Annotated in this window: 19 protein-coding genes and 2 tRNA genes; 7 read left to right on the top strand and 14 right to left on the bottom strand. The window is 58.9% G+C overall.

Annotated features, from left to right (window positions below):
• Positions 1-13 precede the first annotated feature (13 nt).
• The 3 genes from ACIOJF_RS12030 (at position 14) to ACIOJF_RS12020 (ending at position 2623) form a co-directional block, all read left to right on the top strand.
• The gene (locus ACIOJF_RS12030) at positions 14-730 is read left to right on the top strand and encodes a LytTR family DNA-binding domain-containing protein (RefSeq protein WP_105657247.1); all 717 of its coding nucleotides are present in this window, start codon (positions 14-16) and stop codon (positions 728-730) included.
• 125 nt (positions 731-855) lie between these two features.
• Positions 856-1155, top strand: coding sequence for a hypothetical protein (locus ACIOJF_RS12025; protein ID WP_286172046.1), 300 nt, complete (start codon positions 856-858; stop codon positions 1153-1155).
• The gene (locus tag ACIOJF_RS12020) at positions 1148-2623 is read left to right on the top strand and encodes a cation acetate symporter (protein ID WP_388023966.1); all 1476 of its coding nucleotides are present in this window, start codon (positions 1148-1150) and stop codon (positions 2621-2623) included. The genes ACIOJF_RS12025 and ACIOJF_RS12020 overlap by 8 nt, the downstream gene beginning before the upstream one ends.
• On the opposite strand, the gene ACIOJF_RS12015 is transcribed toward ACIOJF_RS12020, so the two are convergent.
• Positions 2620-3570, bottom strand: coding sequence for a DMT family transporter (locus ACIOJF_RS12015; RefSeq protein WP_402735548.1), 951 nt, complete (start codon positions 3568-3570; stop codon positions 2620-2622). The genes ACIOJF_RS12020 and ACIOJF_RS12015 overlap by 4 nt on opposite strands.
• A gap of 39 nt (positions 3571-3609) precedes the next feature.
• Here ACIOJF_RS12015 and ACIOJF_RS12010 point away from each other — a divergent pair, with 39 nt between their 5' ends.
• Entirely contained in the window at positions 3610-4113 is a 504-nt protein-coding gene (locus tag ACIOJF_RS12010) for a MarR family winged helix-turn-helix transcriptional regulator (RefSeq protein WP_105661811.1), read from the top strand.
• A gap of 104 nt (positions 4114-4217) precedes the next feature.
• Here the strand turns inward: ACIOJF_RS12010 and ACIOJF_RS12005 are convergent, their stop codons facing one another.
• The 6 genes from ACIOJF_RS12005 to rpsB form a co-directional block, all read right to left on the bottom strand.
• Positions 4218-4790 carry a DivIVA domain-containing protein gene (locus tag ACIOJF_RS12005; protein ID WP_105657242.1) on the bottom strand — a complete coding sequence of 191 codons (573 nt, stop codon included), beginning with the start codon at positions 4788-4790 and terminating at the stop codon, positions 4218-4220.
• Positions 4791-4939: 149 nt separating this feature from the next.
• Positions 4940-6496, bottom strand: a complete 1557-nt coding sequence (locus tag ACIOJF_RS12000) for a phosphatidate cytidylyltransferase (protein WP_332486626.1) — start codon at positions 6494-6496, stop codon at positions 4940-4942.
• The gene (gene frr / locus ACIOJF_RS11995; RefSeq protein ID WP_105657241.1) at positions 6496-7053 is read right to left on the bottom strand and encodes a ribosome recycling factor; all 558 of its coding nucleotides are present in this window, start codon (positions 7051-7053) and stop codon (positions 6496-6498) included. The genes ACIOJF_RS12000 and frr overlap by 1 nt, the downstream gene beginning before the upstream one ends.
• 78 nt (positions 7054-7131) lie before the next feature.
• Complete coding sequence (pyrH, locus tag ACIOJF_RS11990) at positions 7132-7854, bottom strand: UMP kinase (RefSeq protein ID WP_105657240.1); 723 nt, start codon at positions 7852-7854, stop codon at positions 7132-7134.
• A gap of 204 nt (positions 7855-8058) precedes the next feature.
• Positions 8059-8895 carry a translation elongation factor Ts gene (gene tsf, locus ACIOJF_RS11985; protein ID WP_105657303.1) on the bottom strand — a complete coding sequence of 279 codons (837 nt, stop codon included), beginning with the start codon at positions 8893-8895 and terminating at the stop codon, positions 8059-8061.
• A gap of 145 nt (positions 8896-9040) precedes the next feature.
• Complete coding sequence (gene rpsB / locus ACIOJF_RS11980) at positions 9041-9892, bottom strand: 30S ribosomal protein S2 (RefSeq protein ID WP_105661810.1); 852 nt, start codon at positions 9890-9892, stop codon at positions 9041-9043.
• Positions 9893-10288: 396 nt separating this feature from the next.
• Between rpsB and ACIOJF_RS11975 the strand changes: the two genes are divergently transcribed.
• The gene (locus tag ACIOJF_RS11975; protein ID WP_402735547.1) at positions 10289-10822 is read left to right on the top strand and encodes a M23 family metallopeptidase; all 534 of its coding nucleotides are present in this window, start codon (positions 10289-10291) and stop codon (positions 10820-10822) included.
• A 256-nt stretch (positions 10823-11078) separates the two neighbouring features.
• Here the strand turns inward: ACIOJF_RS11975 and ACIOJF_RS11970 are convergent.
• From ACIOJF_RS11970 to ACIOJF_RS11940, 7 genes are all read right to left on the bottom strand, one after another.
• Positions 11079-11155: transfer RNA gene (locus ACIOJF_RS11970), tRNA-Ile, on the bottom strand.
• A gap of 99 nt (positions 11156-11254) precedes the next feature.
• The gene (locus tag ACIOJF_RS11965) at positions 11255-12442 is read right to left on the bottom strand and encodes a glycosyltransferase (protein WP_105657237.1); all 1188 of its coding nucleotides are present in this window, start codon (positions 12440-12442) and stop codon (positions 11255-11257) included.
• Positions 12443-12493: 51 nt separating this feature from the next.
• The gene (locus tag ACIOJF_RS11960; protein WP_105657236.1) at positions 12494-13405 is read right to left on the bottom strand and encodes a DMT family transporter; all 912 of its coding nucleotides are present in this window, start codon (positions 13403-13405) and stop codon (positions 12494-12496) included.
• Between the two features lie 86 nt (positions 13406-13491).
• Positions 13492-14337 (bottom strand): phage holin family protein, encoded by an 846-nt coding sequence (locus tag ACIOJF_RS11955; RefSeq protein WP_166650650.1) that lies wholly within the window; start codon positions 14335-14337, stop codon positions 13492-13494.
• A gap of 273 nt (positions 14338-14610) precedes the next feature.
• Positions 14611-14686: transfer RNA gene (locus tag ACIOJF_RS11950), tRNA-Asn, on the bottom strand.
• 139 nt (positions 14687-14825) lie between these two features.
• A complete protein-coding gene (locus ACIOJF_RS11945; RefSeq protein WP_402735546.1) occupies positions 14826-15899 on the bottom strand; it encodes a glycosyltransferase family 4 protein in 1074 nt (357 codons plus the stop codon).
• A 42-nt stretch (positions 15900-15941) separates the two neighbouring features.
• Entirely contained in the window at positions 15942-17195 is a 1254-nt protein-coding gene (locus ACIOJF_RS11940) for an MFS transporter (RefSeq protein WP_402735545.1), read from the bottom strand.
• A 353-nt stretch (positions 17196-17548) separates the two neighbouring features.
• On the opposite strand from ACIOJF_RS11940, the gene ACIOJF_RS11935 reads away from it, so the two are divergent.
• Both ACIOJF_RS11935 and ACIOJF_RS11930 read left to right on the top strand, forming a co-directional pair.
• Complete coding sequence (locus tag ACIOJF_RS11935) at positions 17549-19042, top strand: aspartate aminotransferase family protein (protein ID WP_105661913.1); 1494 nt, start codon at positions 17549-17551, stop codon at positions 19040-19042.
• Positions 19039-20385: a lysine N(6)-hydroxylase/L-ornithine N(5)-oxygenase family protein gene (locus ACIOJF_RS11930; RefSeq protein ID WP_402735544.1), complete on the top strand. Its 1347-nt coding sequence runs from the start codon at positions 19039-19041 to the stop codon at positions 20383-20385. Before ACIOJF_RS11935 ends, ACIOJF_RS11930 begins: the two co-directional genes overlap by 4 nt.

Raw genomic sequence — 20385 nt, 5'->3', positions numbered from 1 at the left:
GTAGAATTTTCGCATGATTAACGTGGTGGTCGCCGATGATGAACTTCCAGCGGTAGAAGAAATCGCTTTTCTGCTCAGCCAGGATTCCCGCATCGGGAAAATTCACCGCGCCACCTCTGGTGCCGCGGCGCTGAAGGCGCTGGAGGAAAATACTGTCGACGCACTTTTCCTCGACATCCACATGCCGGCTTTGTCAGGCTTGGATATTGCCCGCGTCATCTCCCGCTTCACCAATCCCCCACTGATTGTTTTTGTCACCGCCGATGAAGATCAAGCGCTGCAAGCATTCGAGTTGGCCGCCATCGACTACGTGCTCAAGCCCATTCGCCCGCAGCGCCTGGCCGAATCCGTTCGCCGCATCTGCGAGCTGGTCGAGGAGACCCCTGCCAAGCCGGAAATGATCACGGTGGACCAGGGAGGCATCACCAAGCTGATCCCTCGGGCGGATATCGCCTACGTTCAAGCCCAGGGAGACTACGCCCGGCTGCACACCAAGGATTCGAGCTATCTCATCCGGGTTCCGCTCAACGATCTGGAACAGCAGTGGGGCGAGTCCGGTTTCGTTCGGATCCACCGTTCCTACCTGGTGTGCATGGATAAGATCGAAACCGTTCGCTTGCAGACCGGCAAGGCCGCTGTGCTGGTCAACAGCACCGAACTTCCGATTTCTCGTCGCGCGTTGCCATACCTGCGGGAACGCTTGGCTGCCAACCGCGTCCGCCCGCTGTAGGAAGCTGCTGGCCTTCCGTGGAGCAACTTCCCCAAGACAACAGCCGGCGAGAGCCCCTCATGCCCGGACGTTTCGCTGAGCAGCGTCCAAAACGCGTGCGTGTCCAGGCTCCGCAGGATGCATCCTTGACTGTCTCCCCCGACCGTCCCGAGCACACAGCAGAAGAATTCTATGTTCGCCAGCTGATCCGCTCCCAGCTGCGGCTGGCCTGTGCCGTGGCGGCGGGCCTGCTGGCGATGCTGGTAGGCATCAGTGCATTGCTCGTCTTTTGGCCGGTCTTCGAGGACATCCATCTGCTGGGCCTGCCCCTGCCATGGTGGGTTTTGGGCATCGGCATGTATCCACTGATCATCGTGGCCGGAATGCTCTACAACAGGGCCGCGGGACGCAATGAAGAACGGTATCGGAGCATCAGCCGTGGCTAGCTTGCTGTCCGTTTCCTCCTTGGTGATCGTTTGCCTCACGACCATGCTGATCGCCTTCCACGGCCTGCGCCTGTCCCGCACGACTTCCGACTTCTACGTAGCTTCACGCACCGTACGCCCGTGGTGGAATGCCTCTGCTATTGGCGGCGAATACCTGTCGGCGGCTTCGTTCCTGGGCGTTGCCGGACTGATTGTGCTCTCTGGGCAATCAGGTTTGTGGTTCCCCATCGGCTACACCGCAGGCTACTTGATGCTGCTCCTGTTTGTTGCCGCTCCCCTGCGACGTTCCCGGGCATACACAATTCCCGATTTCGCGCAGATCCGTTTCGAAGGCTCGCCGATGCTGCGGAAAATCACCACCTATCTGGTGGTGGTGATCTGCTGGCTCTATATCGTTCCGCAAATGCACGGAGCAGCCCTGACCCTATCCATCGCTACCGGATTCCCGAGTTGGGCCGGTCCGGTCATTGTTGCCGCGGTTGTCTGCGTGACGGTGCTGTCCGGCGGGATGCGCTCGGTGACCTTCGTCCAGGCCTTCCAGTACTGGTTCAAGCTGGCGGCCTTGGTTATTCCCACGATTTTCCTGCTGGGGCGGGCCATCCCCGAGCATTCGGCATCCGGGCATGCCCAGGCCCTGTATGCGCAGCTGGAGTCCGTGAACGCGATGAACCTCTACGAGACGGTATCCATCATCTTGGCATTGCTCTTCGGCACCCTGGGGCTGCCGCATGTGCTGGTGCGCTTCTACACGAACCCCACAGGCCAGGCTGCGCGTACCACCACGGTGATTGTGCTGTGCCTGCTCTCCGCGTTCTACCTCTTGCCGACGACTTTGGGCGTGCTGGGCTTGCTCTACACCCCGGAGCTCGGTGCCACCAATGAAACCGATGCCACCATCCTGCTCTTGCCCGGGCGCCTCTTCGACGGATTCCTGGGCGACGCCTTGACCGCAATTGTCGTCGGTGGCGCATTCGCAGCTTTCCTCTCCACCACCTCCGGTTTGGTGGTATCCCTGGCTGGTGCGCTGTCCCAGGAATTCTTCTCGGGTACCGTGCGGGGCTTCAGGATCTCTACCGTGCTGGCCACCGCCCTGCCCGTCCTGGTCGCGGTGGTGACCAATTCATTGGCCTTGGCGGGCGCCATTGGAAACGTCTTCGCCTTCACTGCATCCACCATCTGCCCGCTGCTGCTCTTGGGCATTTGGTGGCGTTCACTGACCGCTCGAGGTGCTGTTGCCGGACTGCTGGCTGGCGGCATCTCCTGCGGGCTGGCCTTGATGACCGGCGCCTTCCTGCCCCAGGAAGATGAGATCTGGATCCACCTCTTGCGCCAGCCTGCGGCGTGGAGCGTTCCCTTGGCCTTCATGGTGATGATCTTCGTATCGCGCAGCACCAAGCGGAGCGTGCCCGCCAACGTTGAACGCGTCATGGCGTTGCTCCATGTCCCGGACTGGCGGGCGAAGTTCTAGCCAGTCTCCACGGATTCTCCGGCAGGCGCGTCGCGGCCAGATGCTTCGCGTGCCGAAGCTGATCTGCGCCGGGATCCCTTGGCCAGCCCCAGAAGGACTCCGCCGAGAACCAAGCCCATCCCGATCAGGCTTTGGAGGCCGAGGCTTTCCGCTGCCAGCAATGTTCCCAGCAGGACCCCTGTCACTGGATTGAGCAGGCCAATGAGGCCAACTGACGATGCAGGGAGATGGCGCAGCCCGGTGAACCAGGCAAGATAGGCAGCCGCGGTGGCAATGAGGCTGACATAGCCGAAGCCCGCCATCGCCTGCAGGTCAAGCGCAGGGGGTGCTCCATGCACGAACAGCGCGCAGGGGACCAGTACTGCCCCTCCGGCCACCAGCTGCCACGCGGTGACACGGATAATCGGCATCCCTTCAGACCATCGTTTGGTCAAGATGAACCCGGCACTGGATAGGACCATTGCTACCAGCGACAAGACGATCCCCAGGATATCGATGCCGGCCTGTGCATCGAATACCATGATGCCCACGCCGACGAAGCCCAAGAGGGCCCCAACCAAAGGCCAACGTGCAGGACGTTCACCGAGCAATAGCCATGCGAACAGCATGAGCACACCGGCAGAAATCGCCATGGTCGTAGCAGCGACACCCGATGGCAAAAGTTGCGCCACCACGTAGATCAGGGCAAAGAAGGCACCGATATTCAGCACGCCCAGAACCGCGGATTTCCACCACCAGCTGCCCTGCGGGAGTTTCCTGGCTAGCCCCAGCAACACCAAGCCCGCCGGCAATGCGCGGATCGCCGCACCCCAGAGCGCTGAGCCGTCGGGAAGAAATTCCTTGGTGACATAGTAATTGGAGCCCCACGCGATCGGGGCTATCGCGGTCAGTGCTACCCAGCCCAGCGTTCGAAGCCGGTGCCCCGCCGAATTCAAAGTATCTTCCATGGAAGATACTTTAGCTTCCTTGGAAGATATAATAAAGGCATGGAGCAAAACGACCACGTATCGCGCATTCAACAGCAGTGGGCAGAACAACGGCCGGATCTCGACCCAGCGCCCCAGGGAATCATCGGCCGGCTGCATCGCTTGGCTAATTACCTGACCGAGGAGCTCTGCACGGTTTATGCAGAGCATGGGCTGACCGAAGCTGAATTCGATGTGCTCGCGGCCTTGCGGCGGGCAGGAGAACCCCATTCCCTGGCCCCCGGCGAGCTGGCACAGCAGACGATGGTGACTACCGGAGCCATGACCAAGCGGCTCGACAAGCTGGTCAGCAACGGCTGGGTCACCCGTGCGCTATCCGGTGATGACAGGCGTGGGCGCCGCATCTCCTTGACGGCTAGCGGCAAGAAGAAAATCGATGAAGCGTTTACCGCCCACATGCGCAACGAAAAGCGCCTCGTGGACCAGCTGGCCCCCGCTGATCGTCCTGTGCTCGAAGAAATGCTGCGAAACTGGTTGGCCCACTATGAACAGACCCGGCCCTAGCCTTATCGGCCAGCGCGTCGCCAAGAATGCAAAAAGCCGCGCAGGGCAGCGGGAAGAATTTCCCACTGCCCTGCGCGGCAATGCGTTTGCGCTGGAGACAGCTGCTAGTCGATCGAAGCCATCAGCTCGACCACGCGGTCAAGGAATGCATCGACCTGCGATTCCTCGTAGCCATCGGTTCCCTGCGAAGAGCGGAATTCCACGCGGCGTACGGTGTCAACGGCCATGGGCACGTCGTTCTCGAAATAGTCGATGAGCTGATCGCATAGGCGATCGACATCTTCGATGTTGTAGCTCGACGCGTTGGAACGCGACGGGCGACGGAAACGCTCACCCTTGGCACGGTGCAGGCGGCCACGCAGGATCGCGGCCAGGCGGCCTACCTGCTGCAGCCAGACCTCCTCGCCCTGATGGGCAATCAAGTCGTCGCGCTCGCGCTTGGCAAAGACATCTTCCAAGCGGTCCAGCGCACCATCGACTTCGCGGGCCTGGTACCCGCCCTTCTGCGGCGCAAAAGTGGTGCGGCGGATCAGGTGGCTGGTGACCACACTGTCGTCGTTTCCTCCACCGTTGAAGGTGGCGCGGGCACGGCTCAGGAATGCATCAACTTGCTTTGCGTTGTAGCCGAATTCCGAGTCCGGTACGCGGGAAAACGGAGCATCTTGCTGCTGCGACACGACAGTTCCTTTTTCTCTAGAGAGATATCAGTTGGGTACCCCGGTAAGGCGATACCCCTCATATTCTATTGGCTTGGGCCAATAGTTGGCTTAATGGCCACACCAGCCAGTGCATTCCAGTAGAGGATCACACCCGCTGGCGGGACCGGTCAGAAGACTTCGACGCTCCAGGCCAACACATGCGAAATCACGTAGCCCAGAGGAATGACAAACAATATCGAGTCCAAGCGATCCATGATTCCGCCATGGCCCGGCAGCAAGTTGCTCATGTCCTTGATGCCGAGTTCACGTTTGACCATGGATTCCGCGAAGTCGCCAGTGGTCGCGGCAATGGTGGTGAAGAACGCCAAGATGACGCCCGTCCACCATGGCATTTCCAGCCAGAAGTGCATTGCGCAAGCACCAATAGCCATCGAACCAATCATTGATCCGGCGAAGCCCTCCCAGGACTTTTTCGGAGAAATCTTTGGCGCCATCGGATGCTTGCCTATTAGCACACCCACGATGTAGCCGAAGGTGTCGTTGGCGACCGCGAGCAGCAAAAGCGTGGCAATGAGCCATTGGCCATTCTCGGAATCAAGAATCAGCAGGGCGAAGGAAAGCAGCAGCGGCACCCAGCTGATGATGAACACGCTGCTCATCACCGAGGCCACAGCACCCTTGAGTCCTTCCATGAGCCGGAAGAGCAGAGCGATGAGGATACAGGCAATGTAGCTGAAGCCAAGGGCTTCCACCCCGCCCCAAATGGCACTGACCGGCAGCAAGACCGAGGACAGGTACAACGGCAATTGAGGCACCGCGGTCTTGGCGTGAGTAGTAGCTCTCGCAACTTCCCAGCAGCCAATGCCGCTGAGGGCAATCAGCGCGATGACCAACAATGGCTGCGACCACATCAGGCCAACGAGGACGACGCCGAGCATCAGCAAGCCTACGCCGATTGCCGCGGGCAGGTTGCGTCCGGCGCGCGATTTCTTCGGCTCCGGGGTTCCTATCAACAGCTCGGCAGGGATGTCTGCTTCTGCCGCGTCGGGCTGGCCGGTCTCGGCCAGGTCCGTGGAGTCGGAAACCGGTGGAGCAGGCACCTTGCCCTCGGCAGGCGCTGGATTCTGCGCCGCTGATTCGGCGTCCTGTTTGGTCGCTTCGCCCTTCGCTGGCATACCACCCTGGGCAGCTGGGGCCGCTAAGATCTTGGCTTTGCCGGGTTCCGCCGATTCTACGGGCTCAGCCGGTTCCTCGGCTGGTCCGGCCTGCTGGGCAGCTACCGGCCCCGGAGCCGCCACCGACTTGGACGTATCAGCCTTGAAGGCTGCCTTGGCACGCTCTTTCGCTTGCCCGGTATCAGCCGTAGCGGCTGCATCCTTACCTGGGGAAGCCTCGGCTGCCGGGTTCGCGCCAGCCCCTGGCTGAGGGGTCGGCAAAACGCCATCGGTGCCGGCAACTTGCTCCACGGCTGGTGCCGGTGCTGGCGTGGCCATTGGAGCAGCTACCGGATTGGCCGGTTCAGTCGTGACCGGTTCTTGGATTCCAGTGGCAGGTTCTGGAGTTTCCCTAGCCGCGCGGTTCTTCATGAAACCGCGTTTTTTCCCCTTGGCGGCAGCCTCGCGCTGGGCACGAGCTTCACGTCGGGTCAGGGGCTGGGATTCTCCGGATGCCACTGAGGGCACCGCCGAAGCGTTGCCCTCAGTGTTGTCTGTCGAGCCTGGCATTAGACTTCCAGCAGCTCTGCTTCTTTTTTCTTCAAGATCTCGTCAACTGCGTCAACGTGCTTCTTGGTCAGCGCGTCGAGGTCCTTTTCTGCACGGGTGCCCTCGTCCTCGCCAATTTCGCCATCCTTGACCAACTTGTCGATGGAGTCCTTGGCCTTGCGGCGGTGGTTACGCAGCGCAACGCGGGCGTCCTCACCCTTGGCCTTGGCCAGCTTGACGTATTCCTTGCGGCGTTCTTCGGTCAGCACTGGAAGGACAACGCGGATCATCTTTCCGTCCGAAGATGGGTTTGCCCCAACTTCTGGATCGCCCAGAGCCTTTTCGATTGCGCGCATAGCGGTCACATCGAATGGGGTGATGGTGATGGTGCGTGCTTCTGGCACTGCGAAGGAAGCCAACTGCTGCAGTGGGGTCGGGGAACCGTAGTAGTCCACCATGACCTTTGAGTACATGCCTGGGTGGGCGCGACCGGTACGGATCGTCGCGAAGTCCTCCTTGGCGGCCTCAATGGTGCGTTCCATCTTTTCGGCGGTTTCCGCCAGCGTTTCGTCAATCACCGGTACTCCTCAAGTACTTCATCTGTGTTTCCGCTACGGGAAATTAAATCTACTTCAATCCTAAGCCACGATCACCGATTAGACGGTGACGGTGGTGCCAATCCGCTCGCCGCGAATTGCCGCGGCCACGTTTCCTTCGCCTTCCATGCCGAAGACCAGCATATTGAGCTTGTTGTCCTGGCACATGGTCATGGCGGTCTGGTCCATTACGCGGATGTCGTTGACCAGCGCGTCGCTGTAGGTCAAGGTCTCCAGCTTCTTGGCGGTCGGATCCTTCTTCGGATCCGCGGTGTACACGCCATCGACGCCCGACTTGGCCATCAGAACTTCGTCAGCATCGACTTCCAGGGCACGCTGCGCGGCCACGGTGTCGGTGGAGAAGTACGGCAGGCCTGCGCCAGCGCCGAAGATGACAACGCGGTCCTTTTCCATGTGGCGGATGGCACGGCGTGGGATGTAGTTTTCTGCGACCTGGGCCATGGCGATGGCCGACTGGACGCGGGTTTCGACGCCGCATTGTTCCAGGAAGTCCTGCAGTGCCAGGCAGTTCATGACGGTGCCAAGCATGCCCATGTAGTCTGCGCGCGAGCGGTCCATGCCGGAGGCCGAGAGTTCTGCGCCGCGGAAGAAATTGCCGCCGCCAACCACGATTGCGACCTCTACTTCGCCTACGGTTTCAGCGATCTGCTTGGCGATGCCGCGAACGGTATCCGGGTCAACGCCGATCTTGCCGCCGCCGAATACTTCACCGGAGAGCTTGAGCAGTACGCGGCGTCGTTTGGTTTCTGGGGTGCTTGGCATGAGGTGTCTTACTCCTGGAGGTCGGAATCAAGCTGGGGGTACTACTTCCCAGATCCCAAGCTATCGTGAGATCCGGGCTCAAGAAAAGGGAGGCGAGTCACCGAGTTTTCTCTCGGTGCTCACCTCCCTTTGATCTTGTGCACTCAGGTTGCCCTGAACGCGGTTCGCTTAATGCGTACGGCTAATGCTTAGAGCTGTAAAAGCTTAGGCACCAACGCGGAAGCGTGCGAAGGCAACTGGCTTGGTGCCAGCTTCTTCGAAGACCTTGCCTACGGACTTCTTTGCGTCCTTGGCGAAAGCCTGGTCAACCAAGACGATTTCCTTGAAGAAACCGGTCAGGCGGCCTTCAACGATCTTGGTGAGTGCAGCTTCTGGCTTGCCCTCCGCGCGAGCGGTTTCGTCTGCGATGCGGCGCTCGTCGGCAACCTTGTCAGCTGGAACCTCCTCGCGGGACAGGAAGGTAGGAGCCATTGCAGCGGTGTGGACAGCAACGTCGTGTGCGACGGTTGCGGCAGCTTCGCTGTCAGCGTCAACAGCCATCAGAACGCCAACCTGAGCTGGCAGGTCCTTGCTGGTCTTGTGCAGGTACGAAGCAACCTTGGCACCCTCGATGCGTGCAACACGGCGTACAACAACCTTCTCGCCGAGGATTGCGCCCTCTTCGATAACGATGTCGCCAACGGTCTTGCCGTCCAGCTCGTAAGCCAGCAGTGCTTCTGCATCTGCAGCACCGGAAGCCACAGCGGCATCCAGGACCTTGTTGGCCAGTGCGATGAACTTCTCGTTCTTGGCAACGAAGTCGGTCTCGCAGTTGATCTCGATCATGACGCCGACGTTGCCTTCAACCTTGGCAGCAACCAGGCCTTCAGCGGTCGAACGGCCTTCGCGCTTGGTAGCGCCCTTCAGGCCCTTGACGCGGATGATCTCGATGGCCTTCTCGGCGTCGCCGTTAGCCTCGTCCAGTGCCTTCTTAACGTCCATCATGCCGGCGCCAGTGCGCTCGCGCAGTGCCTTGATATCAGCAGCGGTGTAGTTTGCCACGTGCAATCCCATTCAGCTAGGAGTTTCAAGTTTATTTTGCTTATGGGACGGGTCGGATTTCCGGCCCGTCCCACAAGACTTGGTGAAGTTCACCCCGAGCTACACGCTAGTGCGCCCAGGCAAACTTCTGGAGTCACCGAGGTGACTACTTGGCTTCTGGTGCCTCAGTTGCATCGTCTGCAGCTGGTGCTTCAGTTGCAGCTTCTGCAGCTGGAGCTTCGGCCTTGGCCTTCTCGCCCTCAAGCAGCTCGCGCTCCCACTCAGCCATTGGCTCAGCAGCACCCTCGGTCTTGCCGGCAGCCTTGTTGTTCTTGGCGATGAGGCCTTCGGCCACAGCGTCAGCAACAACGCGGGTCAGCAGGTTGACGGAGCGGATTGCGTCGTCGTTGCCTGGGATTGGGTAGGTAACTTCGTCCGGATCGCAGTTGGTGTCCAGGATGGCCACAACTGGGATGCCCAGCTTCTGTGCTTCGTCGATAGCCAAGTGTTCCTTCTTGGTGTCAACGATCCAGATAGCGGAAGGGGTGCGGGTCAGGTTACGGATACCACCGAGGTTGTTCTGCAGCTTGGTCAGCTCGCGCTTCAGCAGCAGCAGTTCCTTCTTGGTGTGACCGGAGCCAGCAACGTCCTCGAAGTTGATCTCTTCCAGTTCCTTCATGCGCTGAACGCGCTTGGAGACGGTCTGGAAGTTGGTCAGCATACCGCCGAGCCAACGCTGGTTCACGTATGGCTGGCCAACGCGGTTAGCCTGCTCGGCGATCGATTCCTGAGCCTGCTTCTTGGTACCGACGAACAGTACGGTGCCGCCGTGGGCAACGGTCTGCTTGACGAACTCGTAAGCGCGGTCGATGAACGACAGCGACTGCTGCAGGTCGATGATGTAGATGCCGTTGCGCTCGGTGAAAATGAAGCGCTTCATCTTTGGGTTCCAGCGACGGGTCTGGTGGCCGAAGTGGACGCCGCTGTCAAGCAGCTCTCGCATGGTTACGACTGGCATGTCGCAACTCCTTTCAGCAGTGGCGGACCGGGCGCGCATGCGCCCGCGGTAACTGCTCTTGTTTGTTCGGGTTGATGCAGATAGCCATTGTGGATATCCGCCCTGGCATGAATACCGATAGATGCTTGGCATCTCGCCTTCGGTCCACCGATTCTCTCGGACCACTGGAACCTCAGGCCACAGCTCATGAAGCTGTGGATACTCATACGCGAAGTCAATCCCCTGCCCGACGCACCCAGTTTTGGACACACCTGTGACAGGACACTGCTGTTTCAAGTGTACTACAGAGAACTCAACGCTTTACACGGCGATATCGGTGATCTGCAGCCCATTCGCTTGCCCACAATTCGCTCTTCCAACTGCTCAAGATCCGGCTATTGGGTCCATCCTGAGAGGATGAAATCCAAGTATCTAGTCGCCGGGCTGCAGGTTTTGCTGCTGGCCTTCAGTGGTCCTCCGGCCTCGCCCCTGACTGCGGCGCCACAACCAGTCCAAGCACAAGCTGCACTCGCCGCCGGCAACGGCTGGCGTTGGCCGCTAGCTGGCGAACCGGAAATTCTGGAGCCCTTCGATAAGCCGGAGGAGAATTGGCTTCCCGGTCATCGCGGCGTGGATTTGGCTGCCAGCTCCGGAGACTCGGTCTTCGCGCCCCAGCGCGGCCAAGTCGCCTTCGCTTCAGTGATCGTGGATCGACCCGTGCTGGTCATCGACCACGGTTCCGAATTCAAGACCAGCATCGAACCGGTAGCCGCCGGAGTCTCGGTGGGCGATTGGGTCGAGGCTGGCGAGAAGGTGGGACAGGTAGCAACCGGGGCGCACTGCTCGGGCCGATGCATTCACTGGGGCGTGCGGCTCGAAGGAGAATACATTGACCCGGTGTTGCTGATCCGCGACATGCGTCCATCAATACTCTTGCCGCTGCACGAATGACCGTGAAGGCTCCCAGGGGTGCACCAAGAAGAGCCACGGTTACTGTCGCGGGTCTTGCAGACCGGATCCTCTGCGTGTTCTTGCCCCTGGCGAGAGCTCCATGCCGCGCAGCCGCGTGGCCTGTTCCTTGGACTGCCCTGAGAGTTGCAAGTTGGCACCGCGCAATGGGCCGGGAACTGGCTTCTTCCAGTTTCCAGACCCCGGAACGAAAAATCGTCCAGCAGCTTTTTTGCATAAGCTGCTGGACGATCTTGTTTGGTAGGGAGTATGGGACTTGAACCCATGACCAAGGGATTATGAGTCCCCTGCTCTAACCAACTGAGCTAACTCCCCACATGGGCCCATCGCCGAAGCGGCGTAACCACACTCGAAATATTCTAGGGCATCACTAGCCGAAACACCGACTTGACGCACCCGATGACGATGAACCTATTAATGGGTGGAAACTTCGTGGCCGCGGTAAAGGGCTTCGAAGGAGTTCATTGTCTTTTCCTGCGCGTGGTTCTTCACCTTTTCGTGCCCGGCTTCACCCATCTTGGCACGGCGCTGCCCATCCAAGGCAAGAACCTGGTCTAGCTTGTTGGCCAGATCCTGCCGGTCTCCCGGCGTGAACATGTAACCATTGATGCCTTCGTCTACCAGGTGCGGCAGGGCCATCGCGTTGGCCAGAACGACGGGTTTGGAAGCCGAGAGTGCTTCCAGGGTTACCAATGACTGCAGTTCGGCCGTGCCTGGTTGGCAGAACACATCGCAACGCAGGTAGGCCTGGCGCAGTTGTTCATCACTTACATGCCCAAGGAAACGGACACGGTCTCGCAGCTGCAATTCGTCGGCGATCTTCTCCAAGTGAGCGCGTTGCTCTCCCCCGCCAACAATTTCAATGATGGCATCCGGCACCTGGCTCATTAAAGGCAATGCCTCGATGAGTTCATTGATGTTCTTCTCAACGGCAAGACGGCCTGCGAACAAGATCGTGGGGAACTCGTTTTTAATGATTTCTTCCCCTGCCGCCAGCTCGTAGTTGCCGATCTCGATCCCGTTAGACAGCGGAAGCACCCGGTTCAGTTTGGCACGCTCACGCATTGCCTTGGCCGCCAGTGGAGTCGGGGTCGTGACGGCGTCTGCCCGCCCAAAGATCTTCCCCATGTCTCTCCACGAATTCTGCGCGACAATTCGCTTGAACCACTGCGGGAAGGGCAGGAAGGGGTCGAGGTTTTCCGGCATGAAGTGGTTCGTGGCGATGGAACGAACCTTGTTCTTGCGAGCCCATCCGATCGTGCGCTGGCCAATCATATAGTGGCTCTGGGCGTGGACTACATCGGGCTTGATATCCGAGAGCAGCTTGCTGATCTGCCGATTGACTTCCCACGGGAACACGATGCGGAAGTACTCGTGGGTAGGTACCGAATGCGATTCCAGACGATGCACAATTGCTTCATCACGGATCTCGGTGTAGGTCTTGCCCTTATCTCCACGGGCCGCCAGCACATGCACCCGGTGGCCGCGTGCATGCATCGCAGTAGCCAACCGGTAGCAAAACATCGCTGCACCGTTGACGTCTGGCGGATAAGTGTCAGCAGCAATGACGATGGTCAGCGGTTTTTCCTTGGCCACGAGCATCCTTCGGCGTTCACACGCGTTGTAGTTTCTATTAAAATCTGCAGCTTCAGTCTATTTGGAATCAGGCATGGATTTTTCTGCTTCAGACTGGTTCCGGCGTTCAATAACATCCGGGTGATGTCTGGACAGTGCGGTCACACCGACGATAGCCAAACCAGCAGCCACCAGCATCAGCACGGTGACCAGTACCGGAACATCAGGACGCAGCTCCCCGAGGATGCCGATTCCAATGGCAATGCCAATTATTGGGTCAATCACCGTCAACCCTGCGATGACAAGGTCAGGAGGTCCCTTTGAGTAGGCCTTTTGCACAAAATACGAGCCGAGAAGGCCAGCTACAACTACCGCTAGGCCAGCCAGCCAAGGCAGCTGGACAAAGCTGCCGTCGCCGATATTCATCACGGCGATTGCAATGGTTCGAACCAGTACGGCGACGAATCCGAATAGAACGCCAGCACCGAGGATGAAGAAGAACGCACCGAGCTTCTTGTGGAAGAAGATGGTGGCCAATCCCACGATGGCAACGACTACCGCCAAGATCATTTCAATCAAGTGCGCTTCGTAGTCGTTTACCTCCTGGTTGCTGCTAGTGGCAGTGACGGCCAGAAGCACGAAGCCAACCGAACCCACCATGCAGCTGATGATCGCCAATACGGTGGGACGATTCATCGTCAGGTCGGTTTCCTTGGCATTGACCATCGCAGTGATCACCAATGCAATGGCACCAATTGGCTGAACCACCGTCAAGGGCGCGCTGGCTAGCGCGAAAACATTCAAGGCCATGCCAAGAGCCATCAGCCCCAGTCCGCTCATCCAGCGTTTATTGCGGGCCAGCTTCCCGACATTCTTAATTGTCAGGTCCAGACCGCCAACAGCACTGCGGACTGCCTGCGATTGGAAGTGCGCTCCAAAGGCAAGACAAAAGGCACTGCATAGTGCCGCTGCAATAGCGATCCAAACCATGTCAGTGCCTTTCTAGCCTAAGTTTTCATACGACGGGGCACGCGCACGCTTGGTACGGCTAATGCCTGGCCCCGTCGGCGAAAGACCTAGGAGCGCTTGAACAATGCGCGGACAACAGCCATCAGCGCCAGCCCGGAACCTGCCATCACGATATACGGTCGTGCCTGCTCTAAGCGGTTTGAGCCGGCTCTGTCAGCCTCCGATTGGTCTTCGGAAGACGAAGACGGGGAAGGGCGAACGAATCCCTTCGCCTTGGCAGCTGCTCCGGAGAACTTTTCCCCAGCTCCCTGGGTGAACGAACGAATCTTGTCGATCTTGGCCAGTGGCGCTTGCACGCTCTCGCCCAGGTTGTCACGCAGAGCCTGGATCTGGCGGCGGCGACGCTTGGTGCGAAGGATCAGCTCATCGGCACTCGGTGCCGGAGGCTTCGGTTCCTTCTTCTTTTCAGCCTTCTCGTCATCCTCAGCCGACTTCTTCTTCAGCGGCTCATCAAGAGTGCTGACATCGAAGGCGCTGCCGTCCTTGAGCACGCCCAAGTCGTGGCGGAGTCCGCGAATAGCTGCTTCCGGTTTCAGCGGCAGTGCCTTCTTGACCTTGGCATATCCGACCAATCCCAAGATGGCAGCAACCAGCAAGAAGAATCCTGCAACGATCAATGCGGCTGCCCAACCGGGCAACCAGAGAGCCAATACATTGACCAGGGTAACTACAACAGCAATGACGAAGAGCAGCACTACGAGCAGTGCAGCTCCGGCGAGCGCCGCCGCCATGCCAATGCTGATTCCCTTGCCTTTGAGTACCGTAGTCGCGAGTTTGATCTCGTCCGAGAGCTGTTGTGGAACAAGCTCCTTGAGACCATCAACCTGCGTCTTAGCACTCTTGACACTCGACTTAAGGCTTTCGTCAGCTTGCGTCGATTCAGCTTCAGACATGGTTTCTCCATATTCTCGATCGCTCAGCAACCGGTACATCAAACGCTAACACCCCGGTTGCCGCATACGACTCAGTCTTCAGGCGTAAAACCCACTGCATTTATCTCATGCTGTGGGTGTAACTGTTAACGATTCGAAAGTCTATCGTCTAATCACCTGTGGTTATAGGAGGTTCGGGTGTTGCTGGGTTTTCACTTCGAATTTGCGCATGGCAACGACCGCTTTTGGGTAAAACAAAACCTCCCAGCTACTTGCGGAGCTGGGAGGTTTTTTTGGCTCCTCCAACTGGACTTGAACCAGTAACCCTTCGATTAACAGTCGAATGCTCTGCCAATTGAGCTATGGAGGAATGCAACGAGTAATACTTTAGCACTGGCCAAGTGCCGTTTTCAAATCGGAAGTTCCCGTTGCGGAGCATGCGTTCCCTGCCCCGAAATTCCGCCATTTTCCGGGCGAGACCGGATGCTTATCCACCAAGCAGCAGCAAACTACTTTCTGTGATCTGCCGCATATCTGGCCAAATCCAGCAGCTGCTGCGCTGATTGTTCCCATGAGTAGTGCCCGGCTCGTTCCACGGCGCGTTGCGAATACTGTCTCCAGGTAGCCTGCTCATCCAAAGTGCGTACTTGGTCCGCGAAGCCTTGTGCATCATCTGCCGAAGCGTACAGCGCGGCGTCATCCGCGACTTCCCTGAAAATCGGCATATCGGTGGCAATCACCGGAGTTCCCATGCTCATCGCTTCGACCAGGGGAAGCCCGTAGCCTTCTTCTCGCGAAAGGGTTACCAAGGCAGTGCATTCGCTGAGCAGCCGCTCGTATTCCTCATCGCTGACACCGCGGTGGAATACCACTGTGGATTGCGAGGGGATGAGCTTGGATAATTCAGCATGACGTTGCTCGTTGATCCCGCTTAGCAGGTGCAGCTCATAGTCCGGCAGGTGCGCCATGCCGCGGATGAGTGTCTCGACGTTCTTGTATTCCATGAAGGAACCCATATAGACCAAGGTCTTCTTGGGGCGCTTCGCTTGGTCTCGACGAGCAAAATTTCCGGTGGGGGCGTTGGACACCAGTCCAATATGCTTCTTGGTCAGTCGATGCCTGCGCATGAGATCGGCTGTGGTGTTGGAAACGGTAGCCACCGCGTCGGCACGATTCAGGAGCATCCGCTGCGGCCAGTAGACCTGATGGAACAAGAACCATCCAGCGCGAATCGGAGCAGGCAGGAACTTCGGTGCATGCGGATGCGAGTAGTAGATCAAATCATGCAAGGTCAGGACCAAGGGATATTTCCGCCCCAACGATCCGATGGTCTGCATGGGCGAGAACACGACATCAGGCTTGAGCTTGTTGATCTGCAGGGCGACGAATGGCTCGAGCACGCTCGTGGGCCCGGAAATTTTCAGATACGGAACGTCGGGGAGCATTGCCAGCTGCCTGGTGTCGTTGACCAGCATCGTGACCTCGGCAAGCTTGCTGGCGGCCTCGATCAACCCGGCGGTATACCGGCTAATGCCATCATGGTGGGTGATGCGGGTGTATCGAGCGTCGATAACGAGTTTCACGTGCGCGGTTGCCTTTACTTCGTGGTGCGTATGCTTTCCAGCCTAACGGCTTGCGGGGCCGCGCATCACTAGGTAGCTAATAACTGAGAGGGTTGCGGCAACGACCCAGGCAAGCAGTCCAGCGGTAATCCCCCACGCGCTGGCCAATGCGCCGCCCGCCAATCCGCCAACGGGTACTACTCCAAAGGTGAATAACCGGCGTGCACTTAGGACCCGGCCCAGCAGCTGCTCCGGAACGATCTGCACAATCCAGGACGAGGCAGCAATATTGAAGAGCAGCACGACGATTCCCCATCCCAGCGCGAAAATTCCCAGCAGCACCATGGACCACATTTCGGTTGCATAAGCCGCGGCCAATACGCAGCCCGCCAAAACTGCCTGCATCGAACCGGTGTAGATCAGCAAGGTTGCCGGAGCGAATTTTCCAGCCAGCGTTCCTGCGATAGCAGCTCCAATTAGCCCGCCAATGCCACCCACCGAGGCGAAAAGGCCGTACCCGAATTCGCCAAAGCCGAGCTCGTTGATAATGAAGATCGCTTCCACCGATGACCCGATGGCCAGCCCCAAGTTGGAGAACATCACTGCAACGGTAATTGCCAAGAGCAGGCGGTGCCGGGCCAGATACCTGAAGCCAGCCAGGATGCCGCCCTGTTCGGTCGACGGCCCGGGGCGGCGGCCAGGGCCTGGCGACAGGCGAGAGGAACGCACCTGCAGCGCCATCAGCATTGCCAGCAGGCCCAGTGCCGTCGAGATGCTCAGCAGCGCTGGCGCTCCCCACAGCGCGAAGCCGGTTCCCGCCAAGGCCGGGACAATCACGGTCATTGACTGGTCCGCAGCTCCCAGCGAGGCGATCAGCTTGCTAATGCTCGCCGCTCGGACTTCAGGTTCATCTCCGATGAGCTGCGGAACGGCAGTGGTTTGGGACGTTTCGGAAAATACATTGCAGAAGCCGAGCATTGCGCACAACAGCATCCCCAGCGGGATCGTTAGTTCCTCGGCGAAGGACAGTGCCGCTAGGCACCCCAGCAGGAAAAGCTTGGACCCGAGACCGATGCGCAGGACCCGCAACGCGGAATACTTGTCGACCAAATGGCCCGCGGGGATGCTGGCGAGCACAAAGGAAAGGGAGCCAAGCGCATTGAGCACTCCCATCTGCATGGCAGTTGCGCCAAGGGTGCCCACGAACAGCAGATCAATCGTGATATCAGAAAGTGAGCGTCCTGCCGCGTCCGTTGCGTTCGACCCGAGGAGCAGACGCTGGGATCGCTGGACTTTTCCCTGGCTTGCCGTGGCCACTAGCCCTCCCTTGCTCTAACTGTTTGATCATACAGTTCTAGCTTGAAAGTGCAATCAAACGATTAGTGATAATTCCGGGACATTGGAAGTCGAGAAGTTCTCTCCACTTCAACCTCGCAGGGGTCCAACTTCATCCCCGCTCAGATGCAGGTCAGCGGCTAACTTATCACAGCCGGGCGCCACCCGCAGGAAAATGTAGAAACTTTTCTCCTGGCGGAGAGAGTGAATTACTCGGCTTGCATTAACTAATTGAAGTGTGTTGTTAATAGATTCTTGTTAGGTGAGCCTGACCAACTATTGATTGTCTCTATCTGAGGAGCATGCTTTTGGGTGCCTCACTGCCTACCCTGCAAATGCCTGATCTACCACTGCCGATCTACGATGATTCGTTGCTCTGCGCAGACACCGCCCGTGTCTACGAAAATGAGTCGCGTGAAGCCATTTCACGCGTGGCCCACCGGTTGGCATCGGTGAACGCGCCGACGACCGGACCGACTCCGCAGCAGTTGCAGGAACGCATCGACCTGGTCGACCTGCATAGTCCATTGGGTTCAACCCAGGACTCGTTCACCGAGCTGAATGAGTTGTATTTCAACGACGCGGTCTACTTCCACGATCCGAAGTACGCGGCGCACTTGAACTGCCCTGTCGTGATCCCTGCGGTGGTCGCCGAGAACTTCGTCACGAGCATCAACACCTCGATGGACACTTTTGACCAGAGCGCTGGAGCAACACTGATCGAGCGCAAGCTCATCGATTTCACCGCCGATCTGATCGGCTTCGGGACCGGACAGGCCGACGGAATCTTTACCTCTGGCGGAACTCAATCCAACCTTCAGGCCATGCTGATCGCACGAAACACCGCTACCGCAAAGCTGCGGGGCACCTTGCCTGAACGGCTGGCTAATCTGCGGATCTATTGCTCGGAAGATGCGCACTTCTCGATTCGCAACGCCGCGATGCTCCTTGGCCTGGGCTACGACGCGGCCGTGGCGATCCCTACAGACGCCCAGCACCGCATGGATGCGCATGCATTGCGCGTGCGCCTGGACGCAGACCTCGCCGCCGGATTGGTGCCCATGGCCATCTCCGCCACCAGCGGGAATACCGACTTCGGGGCCATCGATCCGTTGCCCCAGCTAAGTGCTATCGCCACAGAAGTAGGCGCGTGGTTCCATGTGGATGCCGCATACGGTTGCGGCCTGCTCGTCTCCAACTCCCACCGCCACCGGTTGGACGGCATTGAATTGGCCGACTCGGTCACCGTGGATTACCACAAGTCCTTCTTCCAGCCCATCGGCTCCAGCGCCTTGGTGGTCCGCTCGGCAGCCTCCTTGGAATCCATCGCCCACTATGCCGAGTACCTGAACCCGCGTGCGGAGGCCGAGTCCACCCCCAACCAGGTCTCGAAGTCCCTGCAGACCACACGGCGCTTCGATGCGCTGAAGCTGTGGGTCACGTTGCGCTCTTTGGGGGCCAGCCGTTTGGGTGCCATGTTCGACCAGGTCATCGCCTTGGCAGAGGACGCTCAACAGGAAGTTGCCATGCGCGCCCAGCTTCGGATGGCAGCCGACGTGCAGCTGAGCACGCTGGTCTTCTCCTTTGAAGATCCACAGCACCCACTGGAACTGGACGAGCACAATGCCCTGGCCAACCAGATCCGCCAACGCCTCTATGCCAGCGGCGAAGCGATGATCGCCGCCACCACGGTCAAAGGCAAACGCCTGCTGAAACTGACGCTGCTCAATCCGAATACGACCCTGGCCGATATCAGCGAGATCCTCGACGCTATCTGCCGGATTGGTTCCGGACTGCTGGCCGAACGCACCCTTGGAGAGAAGAAATGATTGAACCTACCGAGCACTTTGACGTCATCGCTATTGGCGCTGGCCCTTTCAATCTGGGTTTTGCCGCCTTGGCCGATGGATTGGATGATCTGCACGTTGCAGTTCTGGAAGCCGGAGAGAAGTTCGTCTGGCACCCTGGCATGATGCTTCCCGGAACCCATCTCCAGGTTCCCTTCATGGCAGATCTGGTGACCATGGCGGACCCGACCAGCAAGCATTCGTTCTTGAACTATCTCAAGGAAAAACAGCGGCTTTACCCGTTCTATATCCGCGAAGACTTCTACGCGCTGCGCGAGGAGTATTCCAACTACCTGGCGTGGGCCGCAGAAAATATTCAAAGCGTACGATTCGGGCACCGGGTGCTCGAAGCCGAATACCACGACGGGGTCTACCGGTTGTCGGTGCTCACTGCCGCAGGACTGACCCGCTTCACAGCAGACAAGTTGGTGCTAGGCACCGGATCCCAGCCTTATCTGCCGCCGGTTCTCACCACGGAAGCACAAGCCACCGGCAACGTGGTGCACTCAAGCGACTACGCCTTCCACCGCGAGAAACTCCTATCTTCCCGGACCGCAGGTTCCGGCCCGCAAGTAACTGCTGTGCTCGGCAGCGGCCAGAGCGCCGCAGAAATCTTCTTGGATCTTCTGCGCAGCTTGCCAGAAGAGGATCATCTGGTGTGGGCAACGCGTTCAGAACGCTACTTCCCGCTGGAATACACCAAGCTCACTTTGGAGATGACATCTCCGGAATACATCGACCACTTCCATGCCCTGCCCATGGATCAGCGGGATGTCCTGTCAGCAGAGCAAAAGGGGCTCTACAAGGGGATCAACGCGGACTTGATCAACGAAATCCACGAGGAGCTCTACCAGCGAAGCGTCAATGGCTCAGCGAATGTGCACCTGCGTACCGGCTGCGCGGCCACGAGCATCGGCGCTGACACGGATCACCTGGCCATCAGCTTGCGCCATGAACGCACCGGTGAAGACCTGGAATTCCTCGCCGACCACCTTGTCATGGCAACCGGCTACCGCGCAGGCACTCCGGACTTCTTGCAAGGCATCAGCCAACGCATCGATTACCTTCCCGATGGCCGCTTCAATGTAGATCGCGAATATTCCATCGGGTTGGACCAGGACATCTTCGTGCAGAACGCTGAACTGCACACCCACGGCTTCACCGCTCCGGATCTGGGCATGGGAGCCTACCGCAATTCAGTAATTATCAACCGCTTGGCTGGACGCGAGGTCTACCCGGTCGAGCGACGGATCGCTTTCCAGCGATTCGGCGCCGCTGAACTCAGCGGCTTGCCCACTTCCGCCACTGCCAGCGCACGAGCCTAA

Source organism: Glutamicibacter sp. NPDC087831 (assembly GCF_044742845.1).
Lineage (GTDB): Bacteria > Actinomycetota > Actinomycetes > Actinomycetales > Micrococcaceae > Glutamicibacter.
This window is presented reverse-complemented; position numbering and strand designations above follow the sequence as displayed.

What these genes read in the sequence shown, in the direction of transcription:
- ACIOJF_RS11975 (WP_402735547.1), top strand. Translation starts at nt 10,289, where the DNA reads ATGAAATCCAAGTATCTAGTCGCCGGGCTGCAGGTTTTGCTGCTGGCC.
- ACIOJF_RS11955 (WP_166650650.1), bottom strand. Translation starts at nt 14,337, where the DNA reads ATGTCTGAAGCTGAATCGACGCAAGCTGACGAAAGCCTTAAGTCGAGT.
- ACIOJF_RS11965 (WP_105657237.1), bottom strand. Translation starts at nt 12,442, where the DNA reads ATGCTCGTGGCCAAGGAAAAACCGCTGACCATCGTCATTGCTGCTGAC.
- ACIOJF_RS11935 (WP_105661913.1), top strand. Translation starts at nt 17,549, where the DNA reads ATGCCTGATCTACCACTGCCGATCTACGATGATTCGTTGCTCTGCGCA.
- ACIOJF_RS12030 (WP_105657247.1), top strand. Translation starts at nt 14, where the DNA reads ATGATTAACGTGGTGGTCGCCGATGATGAACTTCCAGCGGTAGAAGAA.
- rpsB (WP_105661810.1), bottom strand. Translation starts at nt 9,892, where the DNA reads ATGCCAGTCGTAACCATGCGAGAGCTGCTTGACAGCGGCGTCCACTTC.
- ACIOJF_RS12010 (WP_105661811.1), top strand. Translation starts at nt 3,610, where the DNA reads ATGGAGCAAAACGACCACGTATCGCGCATTCAACAGCAGTGGGCAGAA.
- pyrH (WP_105657240.1), bottom strand. Translation starts at nt 7,854, where the DNA reads ATGCCAAGCACCCCAGAAACCAAACGACGCCGCGTACTGCTCAAGCTC.
- ACIOJF_RS12015 (WP_402735548.1), bottom strand. Translation starts at nt 3,570, where the DNA reads ATGGAAGATACTTTGAATTCGGCGGGGCACCGGCTTCGAACGCTGGGC.
- ACIOJF_RS11960 (WP_105657236.1), bottom strand. Translation starts at nt 13,405, where the DNA reads ATGGTTTGGATCGCTATTGCAGCGGCACTATGCAGTGCCTTTTGTCTT.
- ACIOJF_RS12000 (WP_332486626.1), bottom strand. Translation starts at nt 6,496, where the DNA reads ATGCCAGGCTCGACAGACAACACTGAGGGCAACGCTTCGGCGGTGCCC.
- ACIOJF_RS11930 (WP_402735544.1), top strand. Translation starts at nt 19,039, where the DNA reads ATGATTGAACCTACCGAGCACTTTGACGTCATCGCTATTGGCGCTGGC.